The organism is Burkholderia sp. B10 (genome assembly GCF_004368385.1).
Lineage (GTDB): Bacteria > Pseudomonadota > Gammaproteobacteria > Burkholderiales > Burkholderiaceae > Burkholderia > Burkholderia vietnamiensis.
This window is the reverse complement of sequence record NZ_PQMX01000009.1, coordinates 78,090-97,658: the sequence shown is the minus strand read 5'-3', so window position 1 is coordinate 97,658 and position 19,569 is coordinate 78,090. Positions and strand designations below refer to the sequence as shown.

The 19,569-nt window shown below is 66.8% G+C and carries 20 protein-coding genes and 1 tRNA gene; 13 read left to right on the top strand and 8 right to left on the bottom strand.

All coding sequences use genetic code 11. The annotated features are described in order from the left end of the window. Positions 1 to 18 precede the first annotated feature (18 nt). Positions 19 to 657: an LON peptidase substrate-binding domain-containing protein gene (locus tag C3Y15_RS07270; RefSeq protein ID WP_011886060.1), complete on the top strand. Its 639-nt coding sequence runs from the start codon at positions 19 to 21 to the stop codon at positions 655 to 657. Positions 658 to 774: 117 nt separating this feature from the next. On the opposite strand, the gene mutY is transcribed toward C3Y15_RS07270, so the two are convergent. Together mutY and mutM are read right to left on the bottom strand one after the other, a co-directional pair. Further along, positions 775 to 1,881 (bottom strand): A/G-specific adenine glycosylase, encoded by a 1,107-nt coding sequence (gene mutY / locus C3Y15_RS07265; protein WP_069246329.1) that lies wholly within the window; start codon positions 1,879 to 1,881, stop codon positions 775 to 777. Positions 1,882 to 1,918: 37 nt separating this feature from the next. Continuing rightward, positions 1,919 to 2,746 (bottom strand): bifunctional DNA-formamidopyrimidine glycosylase/DNA-(apurinic or apyrimidinic site) lyase, encoded by an 828-nt coding sequence (gene mutM / locus C3Y15_RS07260; protein ID WP_011886062.1) that lies wholly within the window; start codon positions 2,744 to 2,746, stop codon positions 1,919 to 1,921. Between the two features lie 86 nt (positions 2,747 to 2,832). Between mutM and C3Y15_RS07255 the strand changes: the two genes are divergently transcribed. From C3Y15_RS07255 to hisC, 8 genes are all read left to right on the top strand, one after another. Beyond that, positions 2,833 to 4,656, top strand: a complete 1,824-nt coding sequence (locus tag C3Y15_RS07255) for a tetratricopeptide repeat protein (protein ID WP_011886063.1) — start codon at positions 2,833 to 2,835, stop codon at positions 4,654 to 4,656. Continuing rightward, entirely contained in the window at positions 4,656 to 5,276 is a 621-nt protein-coding gene (lolB, locus tag C3Y15_RS07250; protein ID WP_011886064.1) for a lipoprotein insertase outer membrane protein LolB, read from the top strand. Before C3Y15_RS07255 ends, lolB begins: the two co-directional genes overlap by 1 nt. 27 nt (positions 5,277 to 5,303) lie before the next feature. Then, positions 5,304 to 6,185, top strand: coding sequence for a 4-(cytidine 5'-diphospho)-2-C-methyl-D-erythritol kinase (gene ispE, locus C3Y15_RS07245; protein ID WP_059475371.1), 882 nt, complete (start codon positions 5,304 to 5,306; stop codon positions 6,183 to 6,185). A 53-nt stretch (positions 6,186 to 6,238) separates the two neighbouring features. After that, positions 6,239 to 6,315: transfer RNA gene (locus tag C3Y15_RS07240), tRNA-Gln, on the top strand. 44 nt (positions 6,316 to 6,359) lie between these two features. Next, entirely contained in the window at positions 6,360 to 7,322 is a 963-nt protein-coding gene (locus tag C3Y15_RS07235; protein ID WP_011886066.1) for a ribose-phosphate pyrophosphokinase, read from the top strand. A 161-nt stretch (positions 7,323 to 7,483) separates the two neighbouring features. Continuing rightward, positions 7,484 to 8,089 carry a 50S ribosomal protein L25/general stress protein Ctc gene (locus tag C3Y15_RS07230; RefSeq protein ID WP_011886067.1) on the top strand — a complete coding sequence of 202 codons (606 nt, stop codon included), beginning with the start codon at positions 7,484 to 7,486 and terminating at the stop codon, positions 8,087 to 8,089. Positions 8,090 to 8,206: 117 nt separating this feature from the next. Next, entirely contained in the window at positions 8,207 to 8,806 is a 600-nt protein-coding gene (pth, locus tag C3Y15_RS07225) for an aminoacyl-tRNA hydrolase (protein ID WP_045578768.1), read from the top strand. Positions 8,807 to 8,940: 134 nt separating this feature from the next. Next, positions 8,941 to 10,008, top strand: a complete 1,068-nt coding sequence (gene hisC / locus C3Y15_RS07220; protein WP_069246330.1) for a histidinol-phosphate transaminase — start codon at positions 8,941 to 8,943, stop codon at positions 10,006 to 10,008. Positions 10,009 to 10,078: 70 nt separating this feature from the next. Here the strand turns inward: hisC and C3Y15_RS07215 are convergent, their stop codons facing one another. From C3Y15_RS07215 to rsmD, 3 genes are all read right to left on the bottom strand, one after another. Continuing rightward, a complete protein-coding gene (locus C3Y15_RS07215; RefSeq protein WP_011886070.1) occupies positions 10,079 to 10,345 on the bottom strand; it encodes a YfhL family 4Fe-4S dicluster ferredoxin in 267 nt (88 codons plus the stop codon). Positions 10,346 to 10,404: 59 nt separating this feature from the next. Further along, the gene (coaD, locus tag C3Y15_RS07210) at positions 10,405 to 10,902 is read right to left on the bottom strand and encodes a pantetheine-phosphate adenylyltransferase (protein ID WP_006398238.1); all 498 of its coding nucleotides are present in this window, start codon (positions 10,900 to 10,902) and stop codon (positions 10,405 to 10,407) included. 111 nt (positions 10,903 to 11,013) lie between these two features. Further along, complete coding sequence (gene rsmD / locus C3Y15_RS07205) at positions 11,014 to 11,628, bottom strand: 16S rRNA (guanine(966)-N(2))-methyltransferase RsmD (RefSeq protein ID WP_011886071.1); 615 nt, start codon at positions 11,626 to 11,628, stop codon at positions 11,014 to 11,016. 201 nt (positions 11,629 to 11,829) lie between these two features. Between rsmD and ftsY the strand changes: the two genes are divergently transcribed. Continuing rightward, positions 11,830 to 12,963: a signal recognition particle-docking protein FtsY gene (gene ftsY, locus C3Y15_RS07200; protein WP_011886072.1), complete on the top strand. Its 1,134-nt coding sequence runs from the start codon at positions 11,830 to 11,832 to the stop codon at positions 12,961 to 12,963. An 84-nt stretch (positions 12,964 to 13,047) separates the two neighbouring features. Here ftsY and maiA read toward each other — a convergent pair whose 3' ends face one another. Then, entirely contained in the window at positions 13,048 to 13,692 is a 645-nt protein-coding gene (gene maiA / locus C3Y15_RS07195; protein ID WP_011886073.1) for a maleylacetoacetate isomerase, read from the bottom strand. Between the two features lie 170 nt (positions 13,693 to 13,862). On the opposite strand from maiA, the gene ybiB reads away from it, so the two are divergent. Continuing rightward, a complete protein-coding gene (gene ybiB / locus C3Y15_RS07190) occupies positions 13,863 to 14,840 on the top strand; it encodes a DNA-binding protein YbiB (protein ID WP_011886074.1) in 978 nt (325 codons plus the stop codon). 448 nt (positions 14,841 to 15,288) lie between these two features. Continuing rightward, entirely contained in the window at positions 15,289 to 16,935 is a 1,647-nt protein-coding gene (gene leuA, locus C3Y15_RS07185; RefSeq protein ID WP_045578766.1) for a 2-isopropylmalate synthase, read from the top strand. Between the two features lie 140 nt (positions 16,936 to 17,075). On the opposite strand, the gene C3Y15_RS07180 is transcribed toward leuA, so the two are convergent. Beyond that, positions 17,076 to 17,459, bottom strand: coding sequence for a nuclear transport factor 2 family protein (locus C3Y15_RS07180; RefSeq protein ID WP_011886076.1), 384 nt, complete (start codon positions 17,457 to 17,459; stop codon positions 17,076 to 17,078). Positions 17,460 to 17,504: 45 nt separating this feature from the next. After that, entirely contained in the window at positions 17,505 to 18,074 is a 570-nt protein-coding gene (locus C3Y15_RS07175; protein WP_011886077.1) for an acyloxyacyl hydrolase, read from the bottom strand. Positions 18,075 to 18,434: 360 nt separating this feature from the next. On the opposite strand from C3Y15_RS07175, the gene rpoH reads away from it, so the two are divergent. Beyond that, the gene (gene rpoH, locus C3Y15_RS07170) at positions 18,435 to 19,370 is read left to right on the top strand and encodes an RNA polymerase sigma factor RpoH (protein ID WP_014723678.1); all 936 of its coding nucleotides are present in this window, start codon (positions 18,435 to 18,437) and stop codon (positions 19,368 to 19,370) included. Positions 19,371 to 19,569 lie beyond the last annotated feature (199 nt).

Genomic DNA, 19,569 nt, shown 5'->3' with positions numbered 1-19,569 from the left:
CTCTCTCGCCAGCGCGCCATGTCCACCTTATCGACGACCCTGATCGACCTGCCGCTGTTTCCGCTGCACACGGTGCTGTTCCCCGGCGGCTGGCTGCCGCTGAAGGTGTTCGAGGCGCGCTATCTGGACATGTGCCGCGCGTGCCTGCGCGACGACGCGCCGTTCGGCGTGTGCCTGCTCAAGAGCGGCCCCGAAGTGGCGCAGGACGGCGCCGTGTCGGTGCCCGAGACCATCGGCTGCATGGCGCGCATCACCGAATGCGACACCGGCGAGTTCGGCATGCTCTACATGCAGGCGATCGGCACGCAGCGCTTCGAGCTGCTGTCGTATCGCGTCGAAGGCAACGGGCTGCTGGTCGGCATCGCGCAGGCGCTCCCCGACGACATCCCGCTCGAAGGCGAACAGGCGCTCGCGCAGTTCGGCTCGTGCGCGGAGGTGCTCGAACGGATCATCGACGCGCTGAAGAAGTCCGAGCCCGACAACAAGCTGCCGTTTTGCGAGCCGTTCCGCCTCGACGACCCGAGCTGGGTGTCCAACCGTCTCGCCGAGCTGCTGCCGCTCGACCTGCGCGCGCGGCAGAAATTGATGGAGTTTCCGGACGTCGGCGCCCGGATCGACGCCGTGCATCACGTGCTCGATCGGCACGGATGGCTTTGAGCGCAGGACGCGCGTCGGTTTTCTATCGGCTTCACGTGGCGGATCGAAGCCGCGGCGCGAGCGCGCGGAGCGGCGTCGCGGCGTACTGAACGCACGCGCCGCCTCGTCACCGTTTCGTCACAACAGCGGCCCGCTCAACGCATCGAGCAGCTTGCGCACCGGCGCCGGCACGCCGTACGCATCGAGGCCGGCGAGCGACACCCACGCGGTGTCGGCATCGAGCGCCGCCGCTTGCGCCTGACCGCCGTGCGTCATGTCGCTCAGGCGCGGTTCGATCTCCAGCCGGAAATGCGTGAAGGTGTGCGTGAACGGCGCGAGCGGCACCGGGCCGCCGCCGCCGAAGCCCTGCGCCAGCGCCGCGAGCGCCGCATCGCCGTCGGCCTGCGGCAGGCACCACAGCCCGCCCCAGATGCCGGCCGGCGGACGCCGCTCGAGCAGCACCGCATCGCCGTCGCGCAGCACCAGCATCCAGGTCTTGCGCGTCGGCACCGCCTTCTTCGGCCGGGCTGCCGGAAGTTCGCGCTGGCGCCCCGTCGACTGCGCGACGCAGTCGCCCGCGAACGGACAGCGCGCGCAATCCGGCTTGCCGCGCACGCACAGCGTCGCGCCGAGATCCATCAGCCCTTGCGTGTACGCGCTCACATCGGCCGCATTCGCGGCATCCGGCAGCAACGATTCGGCGAGCGCCCACATGTCGTTCTCGACGCGCTTGTCGCCCGGAAAGCCTTCGACGCCGAACACCCGCGCGAGCACGCGCTTCACGTTGCCGTCGAGGATCGTCGCGCGCGCGCCGTACGCGAACGACGCGATCGCGGCGGCCGTCGAGCGGCCGATGCCCGGCAGCTCGGCAAGCCCGTCCGGCGTCGACGGGAATACGCCGCCGTGCTCGGCGACGACGACCTGCGCGCAGCGATGCAGATTGCGCGCGCGCGAGTAGTAGCCGAGGCCGGCCCACAGCGCCATCACGTCGTCGGACGGCGCGGCCGCGAGCGCGGCGACGTCGGGAAAGCGCTCGAGAAAGCGCGTGTAATACGGAACGACCGTCGACACCTGCGTCTGTTGCAGCATGATTTCCGACAGCCAGATCCGGTACGGATCGCGGGTGTTCTGCCACGGCAGGTCATGGCGGCCGTGCACGCGCTGCCAGGCGACGAGGCGCGTGGCGAAGGTGCGGTGCAGCGGCGTGACGGGGAACGGAGCGGGAGCGATGCGGGGCGGCTTCAAGTGTTCGAAGTTTCGGAAAGAGGTTACGACGCGCAGCTCAACGCTGGCAGGTCGGACAGAAATAGGTCGAGCGCTGCCCCTGCACGATCTGGCGGATCGGCGTGCCGCATACGCGGCAAGGCAGCCCGGCGCGGTCGTACGCGAAGCAGTCGAGCTGGAAATAGCCGCTTTCGCCGTTGCTGCCGACGAAATCGCGCAGCGTGCTGCCGCCGCGTTCGATCGCGTCGGCGAGCGTCGCGCGCACCGCGTCGGCGAGCCGCTCATAGCGCGGCAGCGACACCTTGCCGGCCGCGGTCGTCGGCCGGATGCCGGCGCGAAACAGGCTCTCCGACGCATAGATGTTGCCCACGCCGACGACCATGTCGCCCGCGAGCAGCGCCTGCTTGACCGACACCGTGCGCCCGCGCGTGCGCGCATGCAGCAGCGCGCCGGTGAAGGCGGGCGAGAACGGCTCGACGCCGAGGCTCGCGAGCAGCGGATGCGCATGCACGTCGCCGGCTTCGCGCGGGTGCCACAGCACGGCGCCGAAGCGGCGCGGATCGCGAAAGCGCAGCACGAATTCGTCGAAGATCCAGTCGATGTGGTCGTGTTTGGCCGCGACCGGCACGCCGGCCACCGGCAGCACGCGCAGCGTGCCGGTCATCCCGAGATGGACGATGAACCAGCCGGCGTCGACTTCGAACAGCAGATACTTGCCGCGACGCTCGACGGCGAGCACCTCGCGCGCGCGCAATTGCTCGGCGAGGTCCGCCGGCACCGGCCAACGCAGCATCGCGGTGCGGACGTCGACACGCTCGACGCGGCGGCCCGCGACAAAGGGCGCGATGCCCCGGCGCGTGACTTCGACTTCTGGCAACTCTGGCATGTTTTGCGGGTCTGAGACGGGATTCACGATCGTGCGTGTATTGTAGCGAGCGCGTTACAATCGGTTGAAACATCGAACGGATTTCCATGACCCTGCCCTCGAAGCTGCTTCTGAAGCGCCCCGCCGCCGCGCGCGGCGCGCGCGCCTTCCCGGTCCGCCGTGCGCTCGGCGCCGCGCTGTTCGCCGCATGGACCCTCACCGCCCTCCCGGCTCACGCGCAGGCTCCGGCATCGGACGACGCGCAGTCGCAGGGCGCGTTCGAGCACGTGATGCCGGACGAGAAGAAGAATCTCCCGGCCGTTCCGCTGACGAGCCAGATCGTCTACCAGGTGCTGGCCGCCGAGGTCGCGCTCCAGCGCAACCAGCCGGCGCCGGCCTACCAGACCTACCTCGCGCTCGCCCGCGACACGCGCGATCCGCGCATGGCGCAGCGTGCGACCGAGATCGCGCTGGGTGCGCAAAGCCCGGCCGACGCGCTGTCGGCGGCCAATCTGTGGCTCCAGTACGCGCCGGATTCGAATCGCGCGTCGCAAGTCGACGCGGCGCTGCTGGTGCTCGCCGGCAAGCCCGCCGACGCGCAGCCGATGCTCGCCCGCGAGCTGGCGCGCGCGACCGGCGAGACGCGCGGTCAGGCGATCCTCGCGCTGCAGGCGCTGCTGGTGCGCGGCGCCGACCGCGTCGGCGGCCTCGCGGTGCTGAAGGACATGCTGAAGAACGACATGAACCGGCCGGAGGCGCAGCTCGCGATCGCGCGGCAGCAGCTCGCGGTCGACGACAAGGAAGGCGCCGCGCAATCGCTGAAGCAGGCGCTGCAGATCCGCCCCGACTACCTGCCGGCCGCGCTGATGCTGTCGCAGATGGGGCCCGCGGAGCGCGCGGCCGGCATCGCTTCGTTCGAGAAATACGTTCAGCAGAATCCGAAGTCGCGCGATGCGCGGCTCGCGCTGTCGCAGCTGTATCTCGCCGACGATCGCCTCGACGACGCGCAAAAGCAGTTCGAGTCGATGCGCAAGCTCGATTCGAAGGATCCGACGCCGCTGATGGCGCTCGCGCTGATCAAGATCCAGCAGAAGAAGCTCGACGATGCGAGCGCGTACCTGAAACAGTACGTGCAGCTCGGCACGAAGCAGCCGAACCTCGACGTCGGCCAGGGCTACATCTACCTTGCGCAGATCGCGATCGAGCAAGGCAACGACGCGCAGGCGTCGCAGTGGCTCGACAAGGTCGACCAGACGAGCCAGCACTACCTGCCCGCGCAGATCACGCGCGCCCAGCTGCTGCAGAAACAGGGCAAGACCGACGAGGCGCGCAAGGTGCTCGACGATCTGCCGATCAGCGATCCGCGCGATGCGGCCGTGGTCGCGCGCACCGACGCGTCGATCCTGTTCACCGCGAAGCGCTACACGGAAGCCGAGGCACGGCTCGGCCAGGCGGTCCAGGACTTCCCGGACGATCCCGACCTGCGCTACGACTACGCGATGGCGGCCGAAAAGACCGGCCACTACGCGACGATGGAAAAGCAGCTGCGCGAGCTGATCCGCACGCAGCCCGACAATCCGCAGGCATACAACGCGCTCGGCTATTCGCTGGCCGATCGCAACCAGCGGCTGCCCGAGGCGAACAAGCTGATCGACAAGGCGCTGTCGCTCGCGCCGAACGATGCGTACATCATGGACAGCCTCGGCTGGGTGAAGTACCGGATGGGCGACACGGCCGGCGCGACCAAGGTGCTGCGGCGCGCGTACGAGCTGCAGCCGAACGCCGAGATCGGCGCGCACTTGGGCGAAGTGCTGTGGAAGAGCGGCGCGCAGGAAGACGCACGCAACGCGTGGCGTGCCGCGCAGCAGCTCGAGCCCGACAACGAGACGCTCGTGCAGACGCTGAAGCGCCTGCAGGTCAACGGCCTTTGATGCGGATGTTCCCGATGCTTTTCCCGTCTTTCCGCGCGCAGCGCGCGCTGGCTGCGGCCGGCGCGGCGCTCGCGCTCGCCGGCTGCGCGAGCACGCCGCCGGCGGCGAACGCGCCGTCGGACGCCGTGCTGCAGACGGCCGCGACGCACGCGTATCACGGCCGCTTCGCGGTGCAGTACAACGACCGCCTCGGCCGGCAACAGAACGTGTACGGCAACTTCGACTGGCAGGAGCACGGCGACGACGTATCGCTGGAACTGCGCAGCCCGCTCGGCCAGACGCTCGCCGTCGTCAAATCGACGCCGCAGGCCGCGTCGCTCGAGCTGCCGAACCGTCAGCCGCAATATGCGACCGACGTCGGCGAGCTGATGCAGAACACGCTCGGCTTCGCGTTGCCGCTCGCCGGCCTGCGCTACTGGCTGCTGCCAACGCCCGCGCCCACGACGCCCGCGCAGACGCAGCGCGATCCGGCCGACGCCGCGCGCGTCACGCAGATCCGCCAGGACGGCTGGACGATCGACTACCTCGCCTACGCGGACGCGCCGGCCACGGGCGTCAAACGCGTGAACCTCGTGCGCGCGACGCCACCACTCGACATCAAGCTCGTGCTCGACCAGTGAGCACGTGAACCTAGCCCCGACATACGCATGACCGATTCGACCCGCTCGCTGCGCAACTGCCTTGCGCCCGCGAAACTCAACCTGTTCCTGCACATCACCGGCCGCCGGCCGAATGGCTATCACGATCTGCAGAGCGTGTTCCAGCTGCTGAACTGGGGCGACACGCTGCACTTCACGCTGCGCGACGACGGCCGCGTCGCACGCGCGACCGACGTGCCGGGCGTGCCAGAGGAAAGCGATCTCGTCGTGCGCGCGGCGAACCTGCTGAAAGCACACACCGGCACCGTCGCGGGCGTCGACATCGAGATCGACAAGTGCCTGCCGATGGGCGCGGGCCTTGGCGGCGGCAGCTCGGATGCGGCGACGACGCTGCTCGCGCTGAACCGTCTGTGGCAACTCAACCTTTCGCGTGCGGAGCTGCAATCGCTCGCGGTGAAACTCGGCGCGGACGTGCCGTTCTTCGTTTTCGGAAAAAATGCGTTCGCAGAGGGTATCGGAGAAGAATTAGCTGAGGTACAATTGCCGACTCGCTGGTTCCTGGTTGTGACGCCGCGAGTTCATGTCCCCACCGCTGAGATTTTTTCAGACGAGCTGTTGACAAGGGACACAAAGCCAGTCACAATTGCTGACTTTCTTGCACGGCGTAACAGCGATGCGGGATGGCCAGACAGTTTCGGCCGGAACGATATGCAGCAAGTTGTGACAAGTAAGTACGCGGAAGTTGCACAGGTGGTCAAATGGTTGTATAATGTGACCCCTTCAAGGATGACCGGCTCCGGAGCAAGCGTGTTTGCGGTGTTTCGAAGCAGGCACGAGGCAGAAGCGGTGAAAGCCAATCTGCCCACCGGTTGGAATGGTGCAGTTGCCGAGAGCCTGAACGAGCATCCGCTCTTCGCTTTCGCGTCATGAAGTTTCGCTTTGTCGGATGGCCTACGAGTCCGGCGAAGTTATCAGTTAAGTGTAGGGGAGTCGCCAAGTTGGTCAAGGCACCGGATTTTGATTCCGGCATGCGAGGGTTCGAGTCCTTCCTCCCCTGCCAAAAATTTTCCCGCATTTCCCGCCTAAGCCTGAAGCAGGTGCACGATGAGCAGCCACAGCCATGATGGCTTGATGGTCTTTACTGGCAACGCGAACCCCGCGCTCGCCCAGGAAGTCGTCAATATCCTTGGTATTCCCCTCGGCAAAGCAATGGTCAGCCGGTTCTCCGACGGCGAGATCCAGGTCGAGATCCAGGAAAACGTGCGCGGCAAGGACGTCTTCGTCCTGCAATCCACGTGCGCGCCGGCCAACGACAATCTGATGGAACTGATGATCATGGTCGACGCGCTCAAGCGTGCGTCCGCCGGCCGGATCACCGCTGCCATCCCCTACTTCGGCTACGCCCGCCAGGATCGCCGCCCGCGTTCCGCGCGCGTCGCGATCTCGGCGAAGATCGTCGCGAACATGCTGGAAATCGCCGGCGTCGAGCGGATCATCACGATGGATCTGCACGCCGACCAGATTCAGGGCTTCTTCGACATTCCGGTCGACAATATCTACGCAACGCCGATCCTGCTGGGCGATCTGCGCAAGCAGAACTACTCGGATCTGCTCGTCGTGTCGCCGGACGTCGGCGGCGTGGTGCGCGCCCGCGCGCTCGCGAAGCAGCTGAACTGCGATCTCGCGATCATCGACAAGCGTCGTCCGAAGGCGAACGTCGCCGAAGTGATGAACATCATCGGTGAAGTCGAAGGCCGCACCTGCGTGATCATGGACGACATGGTCGATACGGCCGGCACGCTCTGCAAGGCCGCGCAAGTGCTGAAGGATCGCGGCGCGAAGCAGGTGTTCGCCTATGCGACGCACCCGGTGCTGTCGGGCGGCGCCGCCGAGCGCATCGCCGCATCGGCACTCGACGAGCTGGTCGTCACCGATACGATCCCGCTGTCGGCAGAATCGCTGGCCTGCTCGAAGATTCGCTCGCTGACGAGCGCGAGCCTGCTGGCCGAAACGTTCTCGCGGATTCGCCGCGGCGACTCGGTGATGTCGCTGTTCGCGGAATCCTGATCGCGGAACGACACGTAACGAATGCGCAGAAAGCGAAGCGGTGACGCTTCGCTTTTTGCACAATCGGACGGGATAGACGAAACCCCGTCCGCTTTATCGGGGGCCGCCATTTCGCCGGCCCCGTTTTACTGCCTGGTCGCGGGCAGCAAATGGAGAATCACATGAAAGTCGTCGCTTTCGAGCGCCAACAGCAAGGTACGGGTGCGAGCCGCCGCCTGCGCAACGCCGGTAAGACCACGGGCATCGTCTACGGTGGCGAAGCTGCCCCGCAAAAGATCGAACTGGATCACAACGCGCTGTGGCACGCACTGAAGAAGGAAGCTTTCCACGCGTCGATCCTCGACCTGGAAATCGCTGGCCAGTCGCAACAGGTTCTGCTGCGCGACGTGCAATACCACCCGTTCAAGCAACTGGTGCTGCACGTTGACTTCCAGCGCGTCGATGCGAAGAAGAAGCTGCACACGAAGGTGCCGCTCCACTTCCTGAACGCCGAAGTCAGCCCGGCAGTGAAGCTGTCGAGCGCAATCGTCTCGCACGTCACGACGGAAATCGAAGTCGAGTGCCTGCCGTCGGCTCTGCCGGAATTCCTCGAAGTCGATCTGTCGAAGATCGAAGCAGGTCAGTCGCTGCACGCGAAGGACATCGCACTGCCGAACGGCGTCGCGCTGGTCGCGCACGTCGACGCGGAAAACCCGGTTGTCGCCTCGGCGACGGTCCCGGCTGGTGCCGTGTCGGACGCAGCAGAAGGCGAAACGCCGGCTGCCTAACGGCTGCCCACGCGCCATTCGATCCGTTTCACGAAACGGTCGACGCAACCCGCCGCGGCTCGCCCGGCGGGTTTTTCTTTTTTGCGCCCAGGCGGGCGCTGCCGCCTACGAAACGTCATGATCAAACTGATCGTCGGCCTCGGCAATCCCGGGGCGGAATACACCGCGACGCGCCACAACGCCGGCTTCTGGCTGATCGACCAGCTCGCCCGCGAGGCCGGCACGACGCTGCGCGACGAGCGCCGCTTTCACGGCTTTTATGCGAAAGCGCGCCTGCACGGCGAGGAAGTGCATCTGCTCGAGCCGCAAACCTACATGAACCGTTCCGGCCAGTCGGTCGTCGCGGTCGCGAGTTTCTTCAAGATCCTGCCCGATCAGATCCTCGTCGCGCACGACGAGCTCGATCTGCCGCCCGGCACCGTGAAGCTGAAGCTCGGCGGCGGCAGCGGCGGCCACAACGGGCTGAAGGACATCTCCGCGCACCTGTCGTCGCAGCAGTACTGGCGGCTGCGTATCGGCATCGGCCATCCGCGCGATCTGATCCCGGAAGGCGCACGTGCCGGCGCGAAGCCCGACGTCGCGAACTTCGTGCTGAAGCCGCCGCGACGCGAGGAGCAGGACGTGATCGACGCATCGATCGAGCGCGCGCTCGCCGTGATGCCGATGATCGTCAAGGGCGAGCTCGACCGCGCGACGATGCAGCTGCATCGCAACTGACCGGCCCGCAGCACCGGCGCCGAGCCACGCGCGGCCCGGCGGATGCGCCGCGCGGCCATCCGCCGTCGGCGCAATTGCGCACCGCAGCGCTCACATGCGGTACTCTGGCTGTTTTGCCTGTCAGGAGCCAAGCGGTGAGCCGTTACTGGAGCGACGTCGTTCAGCAACTCGTGCCTTACGTGCCGGGCGAACAGCCCGCACTCGCACACCCCGTCAAGCTGAACACCAACGAGAATCCCTATCCGCCGTCGCCGCGCGTCGTCGCGGCGATCGCCCGCGAACTCGGCGACACCGGCGACACGCTGCGCCGCTATCCCGATCCGCTCGCGCGTGCGCTGCGCGAGACGGTCGCGGCCCATCACCGCATCAAGCCCGAACAGGTTTTCGTCGGCAACGGCTCGGACGAAGTGCTCGCGCACGCGTTCCACGCGCTGCTCAAGCACGACCGGCCGCTGCGCTTCCCGGACATCTCGTACAGCTTCTACCCGACCTACGCGCGGCTGTACGGCGTGCAGACGGCCATCGTGCCGCTCGCGGACGATTTCTCGATCCGCGTCGACGACTATCTCGACGACGCCGGCGGCGTGCTGTTTCCGAACCCGAACGCGCCGACCGGGCGCGCGCTGCCGCTCGCGGACATCGAACGAATCGCGGCGGCGAACCCGTCGTCGGTCGTGCTGATCGACGAGGCCTATGTCGATTTCGGCGCGCAATCGGCGATCACGCTGATCGATCGCCATCCGAACCTGCTGGTCGTGCACACGACGTCGAAGGCGCGCTCGCTGGCGGGCATGCGCGTCGGCTTCGCGTTCGGCCATGTCGATCTGATCGATGCGCTGAACCGCGTGAAGGACAGCTTCAACTCGTATCCGCTCGACCGGCTCGCGCAGGTCGCCGCGCAGGCCGCATACGAGGACACCGACTATTTCGCCGCGACCTCCCGTCGCGTGATCGACAGCCGGACGCGGCTCACACACGCGCTCGAGGCGCTCGGTTTCGACGTCGTGCCGTCGGCCGCGAACTTCGTGTTCGCGCGCCATCCGGCGCACGATGCGGGCACGCTCGCGGCCACGCTGAAGGATCGGGAGATTTTCGTGCGGCATTTCCGCGCGCCGCGCATCGACCAGCATCTGCGCATCACGGTCGGCACCGATGCCGAATGCGACGCGCTCGTCGCGGCCTTGCGTGAAATGATCGGCTGAACACCGGAAGGACGCCGGCGCGAGGCTGCGCCGGCCGAAGAAACGGTGACGCGCACGCGTCACCGCGACATCACTGCGCGCCGTCGCCCTTCGCGGCGATCAACGCGTGATACTTCTCCATCAACTGCGCGTGCGATTCCTCATGCTGCGGATCGCGCGGAATGCATTCGACCGGACACACCTGCTGGCACTGCGGTTCGTCGAAATGGCCGACGCATTCGGTGCACTTGCCGGGATCGATCACGTAAATGTCCGGGCCCATCGAAATCGCGCCGTTCGGGCACTCGGGCTCGCACACGTCGCAATTGATGCACTCGTCGGTAATCATCAAAGCCATACTGATCTCACTTCTTCAAGCCCGCGGCCGGCTTCGGGGCGAAACCGGCCGGCGCCGCGTCATGCGGCCGGGCCTCCCATCGCGGCGACTTTCTCGGTCAGCCACTTCTCGACGGACGGGAACACGAACTTGCTGACATCGCCGCCCAACTGCGCGATTTCGCGCACGATCGTGCCGGAGATGAACTGGTACTGATCGGACGGCGTCATGAACATCGTCTCGACGTCGGGCAGCAGATAGCGGTTCATCCCCGCCATCTGGAACTCGTATTCGAAATCGGACACGGCACGCAGGCCGCGCACGATCACGCGCGCGTTGTTGGTGCGGACGAAGTCCTTCAACAGGCCCTTGAAGCCCATCACCTTCACGTTCGGATAGTGACCGAGCACCTCGTTCGCAATCTTCAGACGTTCTTCCAGCGAGAAGAACGGCTTCTTCGCGCGGCTGTCGGCGACGCCGACCACCAGCGTATCAAAAATGCTCGACGCACGCCGCACGAGGTCTTCGTGCCCGCGCGTCAGCGGATCGAACGTACCGGGATACACGGCGACTACCATGTCGCTCCTCCTGTCATCACGCCAACGGGGTGGCAGCCGTGCCGTGCGCACGTGGCTGCCGAGATGGGCTTGCGTCGCCTTTGGGGCGCGCCGCCTCGTATGGAACGCGCATTATTCATCATTTTCGCGTTGCAGCAAATGATAGTGAACCGCGCCTGCCTTGCCGTGCTTCACCACCTGCCAGCCGGCCAGCGCTTCGTGCGCATCGGGTTCCAGCGCCTCGCCGGTTTCGACGTACAGCGCGCCGTCCGGCGCGACGAGCGGCGCCGCCAGCGCGAGCGCGCGCGCCAGCACGGCCGGCTCGCCGAACGGCGGATCGAGGAACACGACGTCGAACGCGCCCGGCGTCAGCCCGGCCGCGAGCCGCAGCGCGTCGGCTTCCGCGACCTCGACCGAGCGCGCGCCCAGCTTGTCCTTGATCGCGCGAAGCTGCTGCGCCGCGCGCGGGTGGCGCTCGACCATCACGACGCTCGCCGCGCCGCGCGACGCGGCCTCGAAGCCGAGCGCGCCGGTGCCCGCGAACAGGTCGAGGCAGCGCCGGCCGGCGAGATCCTGGCCGAGCCAGTTGAACAGCGTCTCGCGCACGCGATCGGGGGTCGGCCGCAGGCCGTCGAGATCGAGCACGGCGAGCGGAGTGCGTTTCCAGTCACCGCCGATGATGCGGATCGTGTGCGGCTTGCCGCGGCCGGCAGAGGCCGCGGGGCGGCCGGAAGAGGAACGGGACATACGGAGTATCGACGACGGGGGAGACGGGGGCGCGCACGCGGGCGTGCCGCCAAACAGGCGCACGTTACCACAGCGGCGGCGACGGCTGACGCGACTGTCTCGCCGCACTGATAAAATGCTCGGTTTCGGCCGCCGTGCGCACGCCCGACGCCTCCCGGCGCGCCGCCATGCCGGCCCCCGCCCTCTTCCCGACGTCAAACCATGTTCAGCTTCTTCAAACGATTCAAGAAAACGCAGGAGCCCGACTCCGCGGAATCGCAACCGGCCGACGCGCCGCAGCCGGACGAGCCGTCCGCTGCGCCGGCCCCCGCCGCGCGAGCGGCGGACACTGCGCGCGCGCCCGCCGTCGTGATGACGGTCACGCCCACCAACGACGGCAGCGACGAAGTCGTCGAAGCGGTCGAGATCGTGCCGCCGCCGACGCAGGACGCGTCCGCGAAGAAGTCCTGGCTGTCGCGCCTGAAATCGGGGCTCGCGAAGACGGGTTCGAGCATCACCAGCGTGTTCGTCAACACGAAGATCGACGAGGACCTGTACGAGGAGCTCGAAACCGCGCTGCTGATGTCCGATGCGGGCGTCGATGCGACCGAATACCTGCTCGGCGCGCTGCGCGAGAAGGTGCGCGTGGGCCGGCTGACCGACCCGCAGCAGGTGAAGGCGGCGCTGCACGATCTGCTCGTCGAGCTGCTGCAGCCGCTCGAGAAATCGTTGATGCTCGGCCGCGCGCAGCCGCTCGTGATGATGATCACCGGCGTGAACGGCGCGGGCAAGACGACCAGCATCGGCAAGCTCGCGAAGCACCTGCAGAGCTTCGACCAGTCGGTGCTGCTGGCCGCGGGCGACACGTTCCGCGCGGCCGCGCGCGAGCAGCTGGCCGTCTGGGGCGAGCGCAACAACGTGACGGTCGTCCAGCAGGAAAGCGGCGATCCGGCCGCGGTGATCTTCGATGCGGTCAGCGCCGCGCGCGCGCGCAAGATCGACGTGATGATGGCCGACACGGCCGGCCGGCTGCCGACCCAGCTGCACCTGATGGAGGAGCTGAAAAAGGTGAAGCGCGTGATCGCGAAGGCGCACGACGGCGCGCCGCACGAGGTGCTGCTCGTGATCGACGCGAACACCGGCCAGAACGCGCTCACGCAGGTGAAGGCCTTCGACGATGCGCTCGGCCTCACCGGGCTGATCGTCACGAAGCTCGACGGCACCGCGAAGGGCGGGATCCTCGCCGCGATCGCGCGGCAGCGTCCGGTGCCCGTCTACTTCATCGGCGTCGGCGAGAAGGTCGAGGACCTGCAGCCGTTCAACGCGGTGGAATTCGCGGACGCGCTGCTCGGCTGAACGCCGTCGACACGTCCTGCAACGGGCGCCTTCGGGCGCCCGTTTTCATTGGCGGCGGCGGGCCGCGGCGACGTCAGCCGGCCATCATTCGGCGTCGGGCTGCACACCGGGCGCGGCGGCCTTGAACGCATCGAGCGTCGACGCGTAATCGGCGATCCGCCGCAGCGTCGGGAAGCGCGTCGTATCGATCGAGAAACGGTCGGCGTTGAACATCTGCGGCACGATGCAGATATCGGCGAGCGTCGGCGAGTCGCCGAAGCAGAGCTTGCCGGTGCGCGGATCGTTCGCGAGACGCGTCTCGAGCGACGCGAAGCCCGCGTCGATCCAGTGCCGATACCATTCGCTCTTCGCGTCCTCGGACACTTGCAGCGTGTGCTTCAGGTACTTCAACACGCGCAGGTTGTTCAGCGGATGGATCTCGCACGCGATCTGCAGCGCGATCGCGCGCACATACGCGCGGTCGGCCGGCGCCTTCGGCAGCAACGCGGGCTCGGGGTGCATTTCGTCGAGATACTCGATGATCGCGAGCGACTGCTGCAGCGTCGCGTCGCCGTCGATCAGCGTCGGCACGACCGCATCCGGATTCACCGCGCGGTATGCGTCCTTCAGTTGCTCGCCGCCGTCGCGCAGCATGTGCACGGGCACCGTGTCGAACGGCAGCTGCTTCAGGTTCAGGGCGATCCGTACGCGGTAAGACGCGGAACTGCGGAAATAGCTGTAGAGCTTCATCGGTTGTCTCTCGTAATCGTATTCGGCCGGCGCCGCCGGGGACTCCGAGTTTAGCGCGCCGCACCGCGTCGGCATACGCGGCCGCGCTTGCGCGACGCGCGCCCGTGCGATACTCGGGCATTCCTCACCGCTCAGCGCGCGGCCCGATGCCGGCCGCCCGCCCCGTCACGATGACCGCTTCCCAAGACTCCACAGCCGCTTCGCCGTTCCCGTGCGCCCGCTTCATCAAGGAAATCGGCCGCGGTCCGCACGGCGCACGCGCGCTGTCGGCCGAAGACACGTTCGAGCTCTATCGCGCGATGCTCGATGCGCGCGTGTCGGACGTCGAACTCGGCGCAATCCTGATCGCATATCGACTGAAGGGCGAAACCGCCGACGAGCTGGCGGCGATGCTGGCCGCCGCACAGGCGTCGTTCGAACCCGTGCACGTGCAGGACGCGGCGTTCCGGCCGGTGTCGATCCCGAGCTACAACGGCGCGCGCAAGCAACCCAATCTCGTGCCGCTGCTCGCGCTGCTGCTCGCGCGCGAAGGCGTGCCGGTGCTGGTGCACGGCGTCGAGCGCGATCCCGGCCGGGTGACCAGCGCGGAGATCTTTGCGGCGCTGTCGATCGCTTCGGCAAGCTCGCACGACGCAATCGAAGACACGCTCGCCGAACGCCGCGTCGCCTTCGCGCCGATCGACGTGCTGGCGCCGCGCATTGCGCGTCTGCTGTCGCTGCGCGCCGTGCTCGGCGTGCGCAACTCCACGCATACGCTGGTCAAGATCCTGCAGCCGTTCGCACCGGCCGGCCTGCGGCTCGTCAATTACACGCATCCGCCGTACCGCGACAGCCTCGCGCAACTGTTTCGCGAGCATCCGGAAGCGGCGCTCGGCGGCGCGCTGCTCGCGCGCGGCACCGAAGGCGAGGCGGTGGCCGACACGCGCCGCCAGGTGCAGGTCGACTGGCTGCACGACGGCATCTGCGACACGCTGATCGCGGCCGAGCGCTCGTCGGACGACGCGCCGCCCGTCGCGCTGCCGGAATCGCGCGACGCCGCGACGACGGCCGCGTGGACCGGCGCCGTGCTGCGCGGCGAGGTGCCGGTGCCCGACGCGCTCGCGCGTCAGGTCGAAACGATCGTGCGGCTGACGCGGCTCGCACCGTGACGGGCCTCCGCGGGCGGCGCGCTGTCGTGCCGGCCGCTGACGTATCGGCCGCTGTCGTGCCGGCCGTTCGGCCGATCATCCAAGCCGCGATTTACCCGACCATTTGACACGCGCAGGCATCCTGGCATAGAGTTCTCGCCATGCGTTCCTTTCCGAACACCCTCCGAATTACCTCCGGCCGCCTAGCGCGGTCGCTATCGCTACGACTAGCCTAAGGCTGTCCTAGCGCCGTGTGCTGTCCGCACGGTCCCTCCCTGCAGTTCCTCGCAGCACCTTTCTCGCAGTTTTTACAACCCGAAGTCGTCAGCATTCGTCCGTCTATCCGTCGGTCGATTCGCGAAGATCATCCGCATCTGCTGCGCGCGTTGCGCGCGCCGGTGCGAGGCAGCGCCAACCGTCGCCCATGCCGCCCGTCTTCGCTCGCGACTTGAGACCCGAGGTCCAGAAGATGAAGCGCAATCCGCAAGACAAGTACCGTCCGTTCGAACCCGTCCGCATCAATGGTCGCCGCTGGCCGACCCGCACCATCGAGCGTGCGCCGGTCTGGATGAGCACCGACCTCCGTGACGGCAACCAGTCGCTGATCGAGCCGATGAGCATCGAGCAGAAGCTGGAGTTCTTCGACATGCTGGTCGCGATCGGTTTCAAGGAAATCGAAGTCGGTTTTCCGTCGGCGTCGCAAACCGACTTCGATTTCGTCCGCAAGCTGATCGACGAAAAGCGCATTCCGGACGACGTGACGATCGAAGTGCTCGTGCAGTCGCGCGAAGACCTGATCGCACGCACGTTCGACGCGCTCGACGGCGTGCCGCGCGCGATCGTGCATCTGTACAACGCGATCTGCCCGTCGTTCCGGCGCATCGTGTTCGGGATGTCGAAGGACGACGTGAAGGCGCTCGCGGTCGACGGCACGCGGCTCATCAAGGAGCACGCGGCCGCCCGCCCGGACACGCACTGGACCTATCAATACTCGCCGGAAACCTTCAGCATGACCGAGCTGACGTTCGCGCGCGAAGTGTGCGACGCGGTCGCGCAGGCCTGGCGCCCGACGCGCGATCACAAGATGATCGTGAACCTGCCGGCGACCGTCGAAGCGGCGACCCCGAACGTGTTCGCCGACCAGATCGAGTGGATGGACCGCAATCTCGCGTACCGCGACAGCATCGTGTTGTCCGTGCATCCGCACAACGATCGCGGCACCGCGGTAGCCGCCGCCGAGCTGGCGCTGCTCGCGGGCGCCGATCGCATCGAGGGCTGCCTGTTCGGCAACGGCGAGCGCACCGGCAACGTCGATCTCGTCACGCTCGCGCTGAACCTCTATACGCAGGGCATCGACCCCGGCCTCGATTTCTCCGACATCGACGCGGTGCGCCGCGTGGTCGAGCGCTGCAACCAGATTCCGGTGCATCCGCGCCATCCGTACGCGGGCGATCTCGTGTTCACCGCCTTCTCCGGCTCGCACCAGGACGCGATCCGCAAGGGCTTCGCGCAGCAGCGCCCGGACGCCGTATGGGAAGTGCCGTATCTGCCGATCGACCCGGCCGACCTCGGCCGCAGCTATGACGCGGTGATCCGCGTGAACAGCCAGTCCGGCAAGGGCGGCGCGACGTTCCTGCTCGAACGCGGGATGGGCTTCACGCCGACGCGCCGCGTGCAGATCGAGTTCAGCCACGCCGTGCAGACGCTCGCCGACGCCTCCGGCGAAGAAGTGACCGGCGACGCGATCTGCGCGCTGTTCGCTCGCGAATTCTTCGAGACCGACGGGCCAGCCGCGCGCCACGGCGATACGGCGCGCTGGAGCAATCGCGACCTCGCGTACGCAGCGCCGGCCAACGCCGCGCCCGAAGAGGTCGTGCAGCAGGCGGCCTCGGCCTTCGCGAGTGCCGCCGGCGCACCGATCGAGGTCGCGTCGTGCGAACACACGCGCACGACGGACGGCCGGATTGCGATATCGGTCGGCTGCCGGGTCGGCGATGCGCCGCTGCGGCATGGCGTCGGCGTGCATGCCGACGTGGCGAGCGCCGCGCTCGATGCGCTCGTGAGCGCGATCAACCGGTCGGCGTGGCACTGCGCCGACCGCCGTGCGGCGGCCTGAGCGGGCTGCGGGAACAGGTTCAAAGGTCAGCGAGCGGTGCGTGACCGCCCGTGCACCGCGCGATCCGCGCTGCACGGGCCAATGAAAAGCGGCTCAGAAAGCCGCTTCGGTCGGGACACGAAAACGAGCGCCACGCGCGCTCATGTCTCGGTCGCGCATCGCGTCGCCTGCCACGCGAGCAGACGCCACTGCCCGTGCTCATGGGTATGGACGGCCGTATAGGCAATCGGAAACACCAGGCCGCCGTTGTTGGTTTCCATCTCGATCAGCGCGCGCCCGGTGACGACGCAGGTTGCGTCGCCGACGGGCAGCAGGTCCTGCGACTGGATCTCGATCTGGCGGTAGCGGCGGCGGCCGGCGACGATGGCGTCGATGAACTGCTGCTTGGTCTCGCGCTTGCCGTTGGTGTGCACGAAGAACACCTTGTCGGACAATTGCGCGTCGAGCGCCTCGCCGTCCCCATCGACCATCGCTCGGAACCGATCGCGCTCGAGTGCGCGAATCGCATCGACCACCTTCGCCATCGCCTGACTCCTCGGCAACGCGCCCGCCGTGGGCGGGCGTGCGGATCAGAAGTTGTACTGCAGGTAGAACTGGTGGAAATTTATACCAGGATTCGGCTCTTTGATACCCGCGTTAGACACATGTTCGAAACGGTAGCCGACCTGATACTGTTGCCGTTGGCCGAACTCCACGCCGACGCCTGCGGTCGGCGCGAACTGGAACGCCGTCGACAGCGAGAAATGGTCGGAGATCGTCGGATGCGTGAGCACCCGCACGCCGCCGCCGGCCTCGATGAACGGACGGATCTGCCCCGCGCTCTTGACGAAGCGGAACATCGGCGTCACCCCGAATTCGCCGATGTTGCTGTGGACGTTGCCGCCCGTATGCCAGTAGCCGGCATGCCCTTCGACCACGAAAGCGAAGTGCCACCCGCCGATTTCCCACCAGTTCCAGCCCGGATCCCACACGACGCCGAGATCGCCCTTGTCGACGCCGTGGCGATCGGAGAAACCGCCGCCGGCCTGAATCCCCCAACGATCGGCGCACGCGGCTCCCGATCCGGCCAGCAGCGACGCCGTGAGCAACGCATGCAGGGCAAGCCGGCTACGGGGCCGACGGTTCTTCTTGTTGTTCATCTAACACTCCAACTTTATGGGTTGAATGTGGGCCTTGCCGCACCGGCCGGGCCCGAGCGAACAGAATGGTATGGTAAAGGACTTTTCGGATCGGCATCACGAAGTGAAATGGTTTGCTTCCGAAACAACAAAAATCGAAAACCTGTACTGATTACCAACAGAAACAACGCTTTACGGAACTTCGCCCGAGTTGGCGAGTCGCACGATATACTATCGACATGGACATTCCGATAGAAAACGGGAACTTCGATGCCCACCCGCGCTCTAAGGAATTAGCACTCGGATTACGGGAGTGCTAAGATGAGACTCGGAATCTCGTCCGAGACCAGGGGTTTGTCCCTGATTCCAAAGGAGTTTTTAGTGAGCCACGCCCTGACCCTTCCGAACACCCTGAGCCCGACGCCGGCCAAGGCCGCATCGGCAGGCTCGCTGGCGCTCGCAACCCAATCGCTGTTGCCGGGCCAGCTGGGCAACATCGACGCCTATATCCAGGCCGTCAACCGGATTCCCCTGCTGAGCGCCGAGGAAGAACGCCGGTATGCGACCGAGTTCCGCGAGGACAACAACCTCGACGCGGCACGCAAGCTCGTGCTGTCGCACCTGCGGCTCGTCGTGTCGATCGCGCGCAACTATCTCGGTTACGGCCTGCCGCACGGCGACCTGATCCAGGAAGGCAACATCGGCCTGATGAAGGCGGTGAAGCGGTTCGACCCTGCGCAAAACGTGCGCCTGGTGTCGTACGCGATCCACTGGATCAAGGCGGAGATCCACGAGTACATCCTGCGCAACTGGCGCATGGTGAAGGTCGCGACGACGAAGGCGCAGCGCAAGCTGTTCTTCAACCTGCGCAGCCACAAGAAGAGCATGCAGGCGATGACGCCGGAGGAAATCGACGGCCTCGCGCAGGAGCTCAACGTCAAGCGCGAAGAAGTGACCGAGATGGAAACGCGCCTGTCGGGTGGCGACATCGCGCTCGAAGGCCAGGTCGAAGACGGCGAGGAAGCATACGCGCCGATCGCGTATCTGGCCGACTCGCACAACGAGCCGACCGCCGTGCTCGCCGCGCGCCAACGCGACATGCTGCAAACGGACGGCATCGCGCAAGCGCTCGAGGCACTCGACGCGCGCAGCCGTCGCATCATCGAGGCGCGCTGGCTGAACGTCGACGACGACGGCTCGGGCGGCTCGACGCTGCACGACCTCGCGGCCGAGTTCGGCGTGTCCGCAGAGCGCATTCGTCAGATCGAAGCGAGCGCAATGAAAAAGATGCGCACTGCACTCGCCGAGTACGCATAAGCACCGGCATAAGCACCGGCAATTCAGCGCGCTTCACGCAAAAACCGCTGCCAAACGGCAGCGGTTTTTTTTGCACTTATGATTGCCGCCTTTCCGCCGTTAATAGACATATTCGATTGGGTATCGGCAGGCTGCGAGCCCCTTCCGCACAACCTTGATCTGCCTCAATCTTTGGCCGGCAGTTCGCGACGGTCTGCCG